The organism is Promicromonospora noduliphila (assembly GCF_056951025.1).
This window is the reverse complement of the sequence record NZ_CM167806.1, coordinates 55442-68314: the sequence shown is the minus strand read 5'-3', so window position 1 is coordinate 68314 and position 12873 is coordinate 55442. Positions and strand designations below refer to the sequence as shown.

10 protein-coding genes and 1 riboswitch are annotated in these 12873 nt (G+C 72.9%); of the genes, 2 read left to right on the top strand and 8 right to left on the bottom strand.

What is annotated here, in order from left to right:
- Nucleotides 1-80: 80 nt before the first annotated feature.
- Nucleotides 81-299: a hypothetical protein gene (locus AC0QU1_RS00285; protein WP_483573669.1), complete on the bottom strand. Its 219-nt coding sequence runs from the start codon at nucleotides 297-299 to the stop codon at nucleotides 81-83.
- A gap of 17 nt (nucleotides 300-316) precedes the next feature.
- Nucleotides 317-3922, bottom strand: a complete 3606-nt coding sequence (locus AC0QU1_RS00280; RefSeq protein ID WP_483573668.1) for a phosphodiester glycosidase family protein — start codon at nucleotides 3920-3922, stop codon at nucleotides 317-319.
- Between the two features lie 154 nt (nucleotides 3923-4076).
- Here AC0QU1_RS00280 and AC0QU1_RS00275 point away from each other — a divergent pair, with 154 nt between their 5' ends.
- Nucleotides 4077-4898 (top strand): 2-phosphosulfolactate phosphatase, encoded by an 822-nt coding sequence (locus tag AC0QU1_RS00275; RefSeq protein WP_483573667.1) that lies wholly within the window; start codon nucleotides 4077-4079, stop codon nucleotides 4896-4898.
- A gap of 85 nt (nucleotides 4899-4983) precedes the next feature.
- On the opposite strand, the gene AC0QU1_RS00270 is transcribed toward AC0QU1_RS00275, so the two are convergent.
- The 6 genes from AC0QU1_RS00270 to AC0QU1_RS00245 all read right to left on the bottom strand — a co-directional run bounded on the left by AC0QU1_RS00270 (nucleotide 4984) and on the right by AC0QU1_RS00245 (nucleotide 12202).
- Complete coding sequence (locus AC0QU1_RS00270; RefSeq protein ID WP_483573666.1) at nucleotides 4984-5409, bottom strand: (deoxy)nucleoside triphosphate pyrophosphohydrolase; 426 nt, start codon at nucleotides 5407-5409, stop codon at nucleotides 4984-4986.
- 90 nt (nucleotides 5410-5499) lie between these two features.
- Nucleotides 5500-5724, bottom strand: coding sequence for a LuxR C-terminal-related transcriptional regulator (locus AC0QU1_RS00265; RefSeq protein WP_483573665.1), 225 nt, complete (start codon nucleotides 5722-5724; stop codon nucleotides 5500-5502).
- A 203-nt stretch (nucleotides 5725-5927) separates the two neighbouring features.
- Nucleotides 5928-6299 carry a glycine cleavage system protein GcvH gene (gcvH, locus tag AC0QU1_RS00260; protein ID WP_483573664.1) on the bottom strand — a complete coding sequence of 124 codons (372 nt, stop codon included), beginning with the start codon at nucleotides 6297-6299 and terminating at the stop codon, nucleotides 5928-5930.
- A 32-nt stretch (nucleotides 6300-6331) separates the two neighbouring features.
- On the bottom strand, nucleotides 6332-7501 hold the full coding sequence (gcvT, locus tag AC0QU1_RS00255) for a glycine cleavage system aminomethyltransferase GcvT (protein WP_483573663.1): 1170 nt from the start codon (nucleotides 7499-7501) through the stop codon (nucleotides 6332-6334).
- 88 nt (nucleotides 7502-7589) lie between these two features.
- Nucleotides 7590-10886, bottom strand: coding sequence for an aminomethyl-transferring glycine dehydrogenase subunit GcvPB (gene gcvPB / locus AC0QU1_RS00250; protein ID WP_483573662.1), 3297 nt, complete (start codon nucleotides 10884-10886; stop codon nucleotides 7590-7592).
- A 140-nt stretch (nucleotides 10887-11026) separates the two neighbouring features.
- Nucleotides 11027-11139: riboswitch (glycine riboswitch) on the bottom strand.
- A gap of 157 nt (nucleotides 11140-11296) precedes the next feature.
- Complete coding sequence (locus AC0QU1_RS00245; RefSeq protein WP_483573661.1) at nucleotides 11297-12202, bottom strand: LysR family transcriptional regulator; 906 nt, start codon at nucleotides 12200-12202, stop codon at nucleotides 11297-11299.
- A gap of 189 nt (nucleotides 12203-12391) precedes the next feature.
- Between AC0QU1_RS00245 and AC0QU1_RS00240 the strand changes: the two genes are divergently transcribed.
- Complete coding sequence (locus tag AC0QU1_RS00240) at nucleotides 12392-12796, top strand: CBU_0592 family membrane protein (RefSeq protein WP_483573660.1); 405 nt, start codon at nucleotides 12392-12394, stop codon at nucleotides 12794-12796.
- Nucleotides 12797-12873: the final 77 nt, after the last annotated feature.

Sequence of the window (12873 nt, the reverse complement as noted above, 5' to 3'; positions counted from 1 at the left end):
TGTGGGTGAAGAAAACGAGCGCGGACGCACGAGAGCGCCTGCCCGGTCGGGACCGGGCAGGCGCTCTTGGTCTGCGTCGACTACCGCTCCGTGGCGCCGATCATCGGCAGGCCGAACGACAGCCCGACGGCGAGGATGCCGCCGACGAACAGGAACGGCGACGGCGCACTGTCGCCGATCGAACCGATGCCGATCAGGGCGAACCCGCCCAGGAACAGCGCGAAGCACACGATCACGCGTACCAGCAGGTTCGCCGTGGGCTCCTGCTTCTGCCTGCGGGCCACCTCGAAATCGCTCATGGGGTCAATCTACCGTCCTAGCGGGTGGTGCTGACGGCCAGCTCGCCCTCGACCCCGTTGACCGTGACGGTCACCGTGGCCTCGCCGGCCCGCAGGGCGGTCAGCTCGTGCGTGTCCGGGTCGAGCGCGAGCACCGTGCCGCGCGGGCAGTCGAGCAGCGCCGTGCGGCCGGTGCCCTCGGAGACACACACCCGCTCACCGCCCCAGCTCGACGACACCGGCCACGCGACCGGCACCTCGCGGGTCCCGTCCTGCACGACGACGGCGCTCACGCCCGCCGACTCGCCCACCTCGAGCGACGCCGGCCCGGAGACCGTCACCTCCTCGGCGCGCGTGTTGACCTCCCAGGTCAGCCAGGGATCCCTGGACCAGCCGCGGTGCGCCGACCCGGATACCGGGCCCGACGCCGGGCGGACGCCCAGCATCGACCAGCCCGTGAAGCCGCCGTCGGCGGGCGTGCTCGCCGGGCTCTTCCCGGAGTTGCCGTTGACCAGGTACGGCACGCCGTCCTGCGTGCTCGCGTGGAACACGCCCGCGTGCGCGTTCACCGACGCTATCGACTTGCCCGAGGTCTCACGGAAGTCCTCGTACCAGCCGCGCAGCGTGTCCGCCTCCAACCGGTCGCCGATCTGGCTGGCCTTGGTCGGCAGCGGGTCGTCGATCGGGTGGTGGGCGAACACCAGGACGCCGGTGACCGAACGGTCCGTCGCGGCGTCGTCCAGCGCGTCGCGGAGCATCTGCACCTGGGCGAAGTCGGTGCCGAGGCGGCCGGACGACGAGTCGAGCATGACCAGGCGCGTTGTGCCGCCCGACCGGCCGGGCGTCGGGACGTCGAGCACCCGGGTCCGCTCGCCGAACTCCTCCTCGAAGTTCGCGATCGAGCCGCCCATCACCTCGTGGTTGCCCGGCACGTAGTACCAGGGGAAGTCCGCGTCGGCCAGCTCCTCGGTGAGGATCCGCCGGGCGAGGTCGAAGTCCGCAGGGGCTGCCTCGTCCACCAGGTCGCCGTTGATGACCAGCAGGTCGGGGTCGTCGGCGGCGATCTCCCGGAGCGCGTCCCGCGCCCCCGCCACGGCACCGGACTCGGGGTCGCGGGCCACGAACTGCGCGTCCGACATGACGGCCACGCGCAGGGGTGCCGTGTCGGTGGCGCCGTCGGCGGCCACGATCCCGTCCTCGACCCGGGGCGCCTCGGGCGCGTCGACGGTGGGCGGCACCAGCGCCACGATGTCCGAGATGGTCAGGGCGCCCCTGTACTGCTGGCTCGGCGTGGTCTCCAGCGCGCGGACCCGCTGCAGCTTGAGGGGGAACGCGACGCCGTCGGGCACCGTGAAGGTGGCCTGGCGCCAGCCCGTCCACGTGACCTCCGGGCCGTCGAGCTGCGAGACCACACCGTTGCCCTGCCGCACCTGCAGCCGGAGCCAGGCGCCGTTGCCGTCGCCGTTCACCCACATCTGTACCGCGCGCGGCTGGCCGGGCAGCTCGCGCCCGCCGGCCGCGGCCTCCGGCACCACGGCGTACTGGCCGCGCGTCGCCGTCGACTGCGTGAAGTCGTAGGTCATCCGCAGGCCCGCCGCGCCGTCGTGCCCGGCCGCGGTGGCGACCGAGCCGCCGGGGGCGCGGTCGTGCGCGGCCGTCCAGGAGGCGGCGTCGGCGAAGTCGGCGACCGTGTCCTGCTCCAGGCTGATCGTGACAGCGACCTCGGTCGTCAGGTCCGCGCCGTCCGGGCCGGGCACGGACAGCTCGAAGGTCGTGCCGCCCACCGGCGCGAGCGCGCGCACCTCGAAGGACCCGTCCGCCGCCGGGACGAGCTCTGCGATGCCGTCCCCGCCCGAGACGGTGACGTCGCGCGCCTCGATCGGCGCGGAGAAGCCCTGCGCGTCGTAGCCGGTCAGCACGAGCGGCGCCGTCGCTTCGGCGTCCGCCAGACCGATGACCGGGGTGTCCACGCCGGTGCGGACCAGGCTGCCCAGCACCTCGACCTCGGTGGACCCGATGGCCAGGCCCGAACGGCTCAGGGACGCGGCGGTGACCACGGTGCTGCCGGACCTCCGGCCGGTCACCACGCCGTCGCGCACCGCGGCGACCGACCCGTTGCGGGTGCGCCACGCGGACGGCTCGGTCGCGACCGGGCCCATCGTGTCGTCGTAGCCCTTGCCGACCAGGGTGCGATGCAGCCCGGGGAAGACGCGGTCGGCGTCGGCGGCCGGAATCGTGGTCCGCACGTCGTAGGCCGCGACGCGGCCCGTGCCGGCCGGCACGTAGAGGCCGAGGCCGTTCGCGTCGGAGCGCTCGTACCCGTCGGACGGGCTGTTCAGGATGGTGGTGCCGGCGTCGCCGGGCAGCCGGGCGACCATCTCCGACGAGCCGCCGCCGTCGAGGTTGATCGCGTCGTCGGCGCCGAGCTGGGCCATGAGCTCGCCCAGCTCGTAGAGGTTCATGCCGATGCTGTGGCTCTGCCGGCCATCGACCACCACGAAGTACGCGCGGGTCCCGGACTCGTCGAAGCCGACGGCGGTGCGCGGGTGCCGCAGCTCGACGTGGTCGCCGGTCGCCTCCGTCACCTCGCCGTCCTCCAGCAGCGGGTCCTCGACCCCGCCGCCGATCGCGACGGCGACGTCGCCGGCGTCCTCCCGCAGGCCGTAGGTCAGGTCGACGCGGTCGCCGGGGCGCAGGGCCGCCAGCGCGTCGGCCGCCGCGCCGGGCCGCGCCACGACGGCGCGCGTCCCGTCCGCAAGCCGCCCGCTCCCCGGCTGGCCGACGGCGGTCACGGTCCCGTCGGCGGAGACCGTCACCTCGACGCCCCGCTCACCAGCGGCCAAGGGGCGGGCGCGCGTGAAGTCTCCCCAGGCGCCGTCGTACACGGCGACACCGCCCGCGGGCAGCGCGGTGACGTTCAGGCCGCTCACCGGGACGCTGCCGCCCGGCGCGGTCGAGCCGGTGGAGGTCCAGCTCACCGAGCCCTCGAGGAAGATCTGCGCGAGGCGGCCCGCGCCGTCGGACCCGAACGCCACCGACCGCTCCCGGCCCGGGGACGCGGACTTGACCAGCGTGCCGTCGTCGACGCTCACGCCGAGCGCTGCGCCCGAGTTGTTGATGTCGAAGTAGTCGCCGTTCACCGCGGCGACCGCGCCGCGGGCCGAGGCCATCTCCGAGACGGTCGCGGTGTCCGCGACGTGCTCCGGGCCCACGTAGCCGACCTGCACCTTTCCCTTCGGGAGCAGACCGTTCGCGCCCGGCGCGCCGAGGTCGGCGACGAGCACCTCGCCGCTCAGCCAGCCGTCCTCGCTCATCCGCGCGAACCGCGTGAGCTCGAGGCCCGGCGCGATGCGCTGCTCCTCGCGCCGGGTGACGATCGCGTCCCCCGCGTCGTAGAGGGGGAGATGGGTGACATCTTCGGAAATATCGGCAGCGTTACCGGACCGCAACGGAGCGCTCGCGAACGGCGTCGGTGCCGTCAGCGCGGCGGCACTCCTGGGCACGTCCTCGGGCTTCGGGGACGGCGCCGCGGCGGCGCCTGCCGCGGGAGCTACCAGGAGCGCGGCGGTAACCGTGCAGGTCAGCGCGCTGGTCAGGGTTCTTCGCGGCAGCGCGGTCGGTACCGCGGACGTCACTCGTCGCATGCTCGTTCCTTCGGGGGCTGGGGGGAGCGGTTCCGCGGCAGCGTCGCGCGGCGAGGTTATGGCTCGGCGGCCGGAGTGTGAATATCGCCCGAATCGCAACGTTGTTCACCCAGAGCGAAACATGGGCGAGTTCAGGTGACACTACGATGCGTTCGTGGCAAACACGTCCCCCGCTTTCGACCAGCGTCCTGCTCGTGTGCGCACGGACTGGGGCATCTCCGGCGCTCTCGCCCTCACCGCCACCGACGCGCGCGCGTCGCTCGTGGTCGTCGTGGACGTGCTCTCCTTCTCGACCACCGTCACCGTCGCCTGTGAACAGGGCGCGGGCGTCTATCCGTTCCCGTACCACGATCCCGCCGGCGCGGCCCGGCTCGCGCGCACCATGCGTGCCGCCCTCGCCGGCCCGCGGTGGGAGGACGGCATCAGCATCTCGCCCGCCTCGCTGCAGGACCTCGACGCCGAACGCCTCGTGATCCCCTCGCCCAGCGCCGCCCAGATCTGCCACACCATCGCGAACCGCGGTGCCCTGATCGTCGCGGGCAGCCTGCGCAACGCGAAGGCGGTGGCCGGCCTCGCCGCCGCGCACCTGGACGCGTCCGAGCGGCACGACATCGTGCTCGTCCCGGTGGGCGAGCGGTGGCCGGACGACACCCTGCGGCCAGCGCTCGAGGACTACCTCGCCGTCGGCGCCATCGCCGCGCGCCTCACCTCGATGCTGCCCGGCATGAGCATCTCCCCCGAGACGGCCGCGACCGTCACCCTGTGGAAGGGCACGAGGGACGTCGTCGATTCGGTGGGCGGCACGGCGAGCGGCCGCGAGCTGCTCGACTCCGGGTTCGCCGACGACGTCACGATCGCCACGGAGATCGACGCCACCGATGTGGTGCCGGTGCTGATGGACGGCGCGTTCGTGCCGCTCGGGCACCGCGTCGCGGCGGCCCGCGGGCGCAGGAACGCGGCGGCCGGCGCGGTCTGAGGCTGCTCGCGCTCCTACCTCGGGTCGCGGCTGAGCCGCTCACGCCGGCGCCGGCTCACACCGGGGCGCCCCTTCGGCGCAGGCGCTAGCTCGGCGCGAGGTACCGGGCCAGCGCCGTCACGATCTCGACGTCACCGTCCAGCCAGGGCACGTCGTCCAGCTCGGCCGCGGTGAGCCAGCGCAGCTCGTCGTGGTCCTCCAGCGGCCGGGGCGTGCCGTCCTGCAGCCGCGCGAACCAGACCCGCATCCGGTGCTTGGTCGTGATGGGCCACGCGCCGCCGTCGGGCCCGGGAAGCTCGGCGCCGACGGCGACCCGCACGCCCAGCTCCTCGGCGAGCTCACGGCGCAGCGCGTCGAGCTGCTCCTCGCCGGGCTCCACCTTGCCGCCGGGGAACTCCCAGCGGCCGGCGAGCTCCTCCGGCGCCGAACGGCGGGCGGCGAGCAGCCGGGTGGGGCGGTCGAGGTCGTCCACTATCGCGGCGGCGACCACGTTGATGAGGGTCTCCTGCATGCCGAGCAGTCTCCCACCCACGGCGGGACCACCCGACACAGCACGACGACGGCGCCTCTGGGGAGTGCGCCGTCGTCGAGGAACTGCGTGTCAGTCAGCGATCTGGAACTCGTTCGCCTTGGCAATCGCCTCCGCCCGCGAGGACACGCCGAGCTTGCGGTATACGCTACGGACCTGCGTCTTCACCGTGTTACGGGTGACGTACAGGCGACGAGCAATCTGCTCGAGCGTGGCGTCCTCACTGAGGTTCGCCAGGATTACCCGCTCGCGACGGGTGAGGCTGGGGACACGGTGGTCAAGGGTCATCGCGGTCATGGTCGTTTTCCTCCACACAGCGGCCGGTTCTGGGGTTCCGGCCTACGGTTGCTGCTAGGAGGTAGAGCGACCTGCATGAAGTTCATGACGCGGTTCTGGCGGAACTTCTTGACTGTTATCGTTCCGAGACCAAAGCCGCCCCTCGGGTACGTATCAGGTGGCCAGGGGGCCTTTCGGCGGCCTGGCTCCGCGGCCTGGAGCGGTCAGTTCCCGGTGTGCTCCGCATACTCCGCGGCGCTGAGCAGCTCGCCCGTGCCGGACACCTCGACCTTGAAGAGCCAGCCCTTGCCGTACGGGTCCTGGTTCACGATCTCGGGGTTGTCCACGGCCTCGGTGTTCACCTCGGTGACGGTGCCGCTGACCGGCGAGTAGAGCTCGGACACCGACTTGGTGGACTCGATCTCGCCCACCACGGCGCCCGCCTCGATCGTGGCACCCACCTCGGGCAGCTCCAGGTAGACCACGTCGCCGAGCGCTTCGGCGGCGACGTCGGTCACGCCGACGACGGCGGGCGTCGACCCGTCCAGCCATTCGTGCTCGGTCGTGTACTTGAGGTTCTCGGGGAAGTCGGCCATGACAGCTCCTTGAGGTTCCGGGGAGAGGGGGTTCAGTTCTGGGGACGACGGTAGAACGGCATGGGCACCACCACGAACGGTTCGGCCCGCCCGCGCACGTCGACGGCGAGCTCCGTGCCCTCCGCCGACAGCTCGGGCGTCACGTAGGCCATCGCTATCGGGTAGCCGAGCGTGGGTGAGGGCGCGCCGGAGGTCACGCTGCCGACGGCGGCGCCCGGCTCGGTGCCCTCGCCCCGCAGCACGACGTCGTAGCCCGCACGCGCCGGGCGCCGCCCCTCACCGCGCAGCCCCACGAGCACGCGCGCCGGCTCCGACTCCTTGCGCGCCGCGAGCGCGTCCCGGCCGACGAAGGGGAGCGGCGCGCCGTCGTCGGACACCTTGTCGAGGCGCACCACGCGGCCCAGCCCGGCCTCGAAGGGTGTGGTCGTGGTGTCGAGCTCGTGGCCGTAGAGCGGCATGCCGGCCTCGAGGCGCAGCGAGTCGCGGGCCGAGAGGCCCGCCGGGACCAGGCCGAACGGCTCGCCCGCCGCGAGCAGCGCGCGCCACAGCGCGACGGCGTGCTCGGCGGGGACCCAGATCTCGAACCCGTCCTCGCCCGTGTATCCGGTGCGGCCGACGAGCACGGGCTCGCCCGCGAACCGCATGCCCAGGCAGGCGTAGTACTTGAGGTCGGCGAACGCGGTGCCGCCCGAGATCTCGGCGTCCTCGACGAGGTCGGCGGTGGCGCGCAGGATCTCGGCCGCCCGCGGTCCCTGCACCGCGATCAGCGCCTGGCCGGGCTGGATGTCCTTCAGCACGACGTCGAAGCCGGCCGCCCGCTCCTGGAACGCGCCGAGGACGAGCTCGGCGTTGGCGGCGTTCGCGATGACCGAGTACACGCCGGGGGCCTTGTGGTAGACGATCAGGTCGTCCAGCACGCTGCCGTCGTCGGCGCAGATCATCGAGTAGCGCGCGCCCATCTCGCGCACCTTCGAGATGTACCCGACGAGGGCGTGGTCGAGGAACGCGGCGGCATCCGGCCCGGTCACCTCGATGTTCCCCATGTGCGACAGGTCGAACAGGCCCGCGGCCTCGCGGACGGCGCGGTGCTCGGCCAGGTCCGACGTGTAGCGCAGTGGCATGAGCCAGCCGCCGAACGGCGTCATCGACGCGCCGAGCGCCACGTGCTCGGCATACAGCGGGGTCTTCCGGTCCTCAGTCATCGAGGACTCCTCTCTTGGCAGGGTCTCGTCAGAGTCTCGCGGACACGCCGGGCGCCCAGGTGACCTGGGCGCCCGGCGCGTCGGCGGATCACTCGGCGAAGGCCTCGACCGGCGGGCAGGCGCAGACCAGGTTGCGGTCGCCCTTGGCGCCGTCGATGCGACGCACCGGCGGCCAGTACTTGCTCCCACGCAGCGAGGCGACGGGGAACGCGGCCAGCTCGCGCGAGTACGGCCTGTCCCACGCGTCCGTCAGGAGCGACGCCGCCGTGTGCGGCGCGTTGTGCAGCGGGTTGTCGTCGCGCGGCCACGTGCCCGCGCCGACGGCGTCGATCTCGCCGCGGATCGCGATCATCGCGTCGATGAACCGGTCCAGCTCGGCGAGGTCCTCCGACTCGGTGGGCTCCACCATGAGGGTGCCCGGCACGGGGAACGCGAGCGTGGGGGCGTGGAAGCCGTAGTCCATGAGCCGCTTCGAGACGTCCTCTGCGGTCACGCCGGTCTCGGCGGTGATCTTGCGCAGGTCGAGGATGCACTCGTGCGCCACCAGGCCGTTCGGACCCGTGTACAGCACGGGGAAGTGCGGGTCGAGCCGGCTCGCCACGTAGTTGGCGGTGAGGACGGCGGCCTTGGTCGCCTCGGTCAGCCCGTCCGGGCCCATCAGGGCCACGTAGGCGTACGAGATGGGGAGGATGCCGGCGGAGCCGTACCGGGTCGAGGCCACCGGGGTGCCTGCTGCGGCCTCGCTCGCCGCCAGGCCGGGCGTCGGGTCACCCGGCAGGAACGGCACCAGGTGCTCGGCCACCGCGACCGGGCCGACACCGGGGCCACCGCCGCCGTGCGGGATGCAGAACGTCTTGTGCAGGTTCAGGTGCGAGACGTCGCCGCCGAACTCGCCCGGCCGCGCCAGCCCCACCAGCGCGTTCAGGTTCGCGCCGTCGATGTACACCTGGCCGCCCGCGTCGTGCACCAGGTCGCAGACCTCGCGCACGTGCTCCTCGTACACGCCGTGCGTGGACGGGTAGGTGATCATGATGCCCGCAACCTGTGGCCCGTGCTGGTCCAGCTTGGCGCGCAGGTCGTCGAGCAGGATCTCGCCGTCGTCCGCCGTCGCCACGACCACCACGCGCAGGCCCGCGAGCGCCGCCGACGCCGCGTTCGTGCCGTGGGCCGATGCCGGGATCAGCACGATGTCGCGGTCCTCCTCGCCGCGCGACGCGTGGTAGCCCTTGATCGCAAGCAGGCCGGCGAACTCGCCCTGGCTGCCCGCGTTGGGCTGGAGCGAGACGGCCGCGTAGCCCGTGATCTCGGCGAGCTGGGCCTCCAGGTTCCCGATGAGCTCCGCGTAGCCCTGCGTCTGGTCGGCGGGCGCGTAGGGGTGGATGTCCGCGAAGCCCGGCCAGGAGATGGCCTCCATCTCGGCGGTCGCGTTGAGCTTCATGGTGCAGGAGCCCAGGGGGATCATCGTGCGGTCCAGCGCCAGGTCCTTGTCGGAGAGCTTGCGCAGGTAGCGGAGCATGCTGGTCTCGGAGCGGTGTGTGTGGAAGATCGGGTGCTGGAGGTACTGCGTCGTCCTGGTCACCTCCGCGGGGAGGGCTGCGGTCGTGGTGGTCGCGTCGGCGGGCGTGGCTCCGTCCGCGGGCGTGGCTCCGTCCGCGGGCGTGGCTCCGTCCGCGGGGAGGTCGGAAACCCCGCGCGCGGACGCGTTCACGGGCCCCTGGGGGCCCTCCACTTCGGGAAAAGATACGTCCGCGCGCGGGGTTTCCGACCTCCCCGCTCCGTGCACCGGGCTGGCTTCTCCGGTGGGTTCCGCTGTGGCTTCCCCTCTGGGCTCTGCCGTGGGTGTCGCAGGGGATCCTGCGGTGGGTGCTGCGGCCGCCGTGGTGGGTGTGGCCGCCGAGCCCAGGGTGGTGAGGAACGTGGTGGCGACTGTTGCGATATCCGACTGGGTGGTCGTCTCGTCGGTGCTGATCTGGACGTGGTCGGCGTCCGGGACGTAGAGGTTGTAGCCGGCGTCGGCTGCTGCTCGGGCGATCTGCTGGGCCTTGCCCGGGACGACTGCCCGGACCGTGTCGAAGAAGACGTCGTGCTCGATCTTGACGCCTGCGGCCTTGAGGGCCGCTGCGAGGGTTGCCGCGTGGGTGTGGACGCGGGTCGCGATCGCCTTCAGGCCCTCTGGGCCGTGGTAGACGGCGTACATGCTGGCGACGATGGCCAGCAGGGCCTGGGCCGTGCAGATGTTGCTCGTGGCCTTCTCGCGGCGGATGTGCTGCTCGCGGGTGGCGAGGGCCAGGCGGTAGCCGGCGGCGCCGTCGACGTCGATCGAGACGCCGACCAGGCGGCCGGGGAGCTGGCGTTCCAGGCCCTTCCTGACCGCCATGTAGGCGGCGTGCGGGCCGCCGTAGAACAGCGGGACGCCGAACCGCTGCGCCGAGCCCACCGAGATGTCAGCGCCGAGCTCGCCCGGGCTGGTCAGAAGCGTCAGGGCGAGCAGGTCGGTCGCCACGGTGACGAGCGCGCCGGCCGCCTTGGCCTCTGCGACCACGCCGCGCGCGTCGAGCACGCGGCCCGACGCGCCCGCCTGCTGGATCACGACGCCCACGAGCTGGCCGGTGGGCAGCCCTCCGGCGGCACCGCCGTCCGACGTCGCGCCGGAGACCGACGCCGCGCCGCCGTCCGACCCCGCGCCGCCGTCGGACACCGCGGCCGCGAGGCCTGCCTGCAGGCCGTTCGTGAGGTCGGCGACCACCACCGGGAGGCCGATCGCCTCGGCGCGCCCGCGCGCGACGGCGAGCGACTGGCCGAACAGGTCGGCGTCCAGCACGACGTAACCCTCCTTGGCCTTCGACGCGCGCCACATGAGGGCGACGGCCTCGGCGACGGCGCTGGCCTCGTCGAGCAGGGAGGCGTTCGCGATCTCCAGGCCCGTCAGGTCCTCGACGGCGGTCTGGAAGTTGAGCAGCGCCTCCAGGCGGCCCTGGCTGATCTCCGGCTGGTACGGCGTGTAGGCCGTGTACCAGGCGGGCGACTCGAGCACGTTGCGCCGGATGACGGCGGGCGTGTGCGTGCCGTAGTAGCCCTGGCCGATCATCTGGGTCTTGACCTGGTTCTTGCCCGCGAGCTCACGGAGGTGGGCGAGCACCTCGGGCTCCGTGCGGGCGGCCGGCAGGTTCAGCGGCGTCTGGCTGCGGATCGCCTTGGGGACGGCCCGGTCGACGAGGGTGTCCATCGTGTCGATGCCGAGCTGGTCCAGCATGGTGCGGACCTCGCGGCCGCGCGGACCGAGGTGCCGGTCGGCGAAGACATCGGGGTTGTGGGGAGTGCTCACGGCGGGCTCCTGGCTGTCCGAGGGCGTGGGGACGACTGCGGTCCCTCCCCGCTCTGTCATCGGACGCCGCGCCCGCTAGCGGGCGTGCATCGACCTGAGAGTTTTGCCGGTCCGCCTTCCCTCGCGGGGCGGGACGCGCCGGCTTGCACCGTCGGTGGAGCCTCCCGCCGACGGCGGAGCGGCTCGCTTTCCAGAGTTGCCTCACCGCGGCGGTACTGGGGCCTGAGAGATTCCCGGGGAGGGATTTGCTCCTTCGGCGCCGGCTCCGGCGTCGTACGACGGCGCGCGGGCTGGACTCTCCCGTCACGGCTGATGGCGGCGTATGCGGTTGTGGGGTCCAGCCTACTGTCAAGCGGGCCGAACGCCGGACACCGGCCAGAGGGTAGGACCGGTGACCATGCACTTGCTGCCAGACTGCGGCCAGTTCTGGCAGCAAGTGCATGGTCGAGAGTCTGGTCAGCGGCCGGCGGTCAGCCGAGGTCGATCTCGCGGGCCGCCGCGACCATCTCGTCCACGACGGCCCGCACGATCGGGCCGGGCTCGTGCCGGTTCTGGCGGTGCCGCACCACGAGCCGGCGTGAGCCGAGGCCGGCGAGCGCCACCACGGCGACGCCGTCGGGCACCTCCTGCTGCAGGGCGAGGGCCGGGAGCATCGCGATGCCCTGACCAGCGGCGACGAGCGAGATAGCGGTGTCGAAGTCGTTGTAGGAGTGGCGGGTCTCGAAGGCCGTGCCGAGCTGCGCCGCGAGCCGTCCGGCCGCGCGCTCGGCCGCCGAGCCGGCCTGCGGGCCCACCCAGGTGAACGCGGCGAGATCGTCGAGGCGCTCCGGCTCGGGCATGCTGGTGGGGACCACGATGCGCCACGGTTCGTCGAGCAGCGGCACGTCGTGCGCTCCGCGCGGGGCCGGCGCGTCGACGTCGACGTCGCGCTCCAGGACCACCGCGTCCAGGTCGCCGCCGCGCAGCCGGCGGACGGACTCGCCCGGGTCGAACTCCTGCACGTCGACCTCCACGTGCGGGTGGCGCTCGGCCAGCGAGACGAGCATCGGTGCGACGACCGTACGGATGGCGGTCTGGATGGACCCGACGGAGACCCGGCCCGTGAGCTCGCCGCCCAGCGCCGCGACGGCCTGGCGCGCCTGGACCAGCTCCGCCTCGATGCGCTCGGCCGCCTCGGCGAGGACCCGGCCGGCGGGCGTGAGGGTCACGCCGCGGGGTCCCCGGTCCAGCACGTCGATGCCCTCCTCCGCCTCCAGCCGGGCGATCTGCTGCGAGACGGCGGACGGTGTGACGTGCAGGAGGTCTGCGGCCGCCAGGACCCCGCCGGCCCGGTGCACGGCGAGGAGAAAAGCGAGTCTTCGCGGGTCAGTGGCCATGTAGCGATGCTACATCCCGGAGTCACAAACATTCGATTGTGCTGAACGTGCATCTCCCCCATGATTGACCTTGGCAACGCCCCGACCCAGCCCCTCCCGGTCGCCGCCGCGCCCCCACCCTGGATTCCGACTCTCGGTCTCCGCAGCATCCTCGAATCGTTTCGACATTTCATCCCCAGGAGTAGTCCCATGTCCCTCATGCTGGTCGCCACTGTCCTCGGCTGGATCGGCGCACTCGCCGGCCTCGTGGCTTACGCCATGGTCAGCCGTGGGCGCTGGAGCGCCGACTCGCTCGCGTTCCAGGGCACCAACATGCTGGCGGGTGTGACCATGCTGACGGTGGCAGCGGTGAACGGCGTCTGGCCGTCGGCCGCCGCGAACATCGCCGCCATCCTGATCGGCGCGAACGCCGTCGTCGCCGTGCTCCGCGCCAAGAGCCGGAAGGCGGAGAGCGCCCCGGCGCTGACGGTCGTCGAGGACGTCGTGCGGGAGGACGCGGAGCCCGCCGCCGCATACCACGGAGTCCTCGCTGCGCCGCGGAGCTCCGCGGGTGCCCCGGGGGTCGGCCACCGGGCGTACGCCGAGGCTGCCTGAGGGGCTGCGGCTCGCGGTGGCGACTCGGGTGCCGTCCGTGGTGACGCCCGGGTGTTGACCGCGGGCGCGTCCGCCCG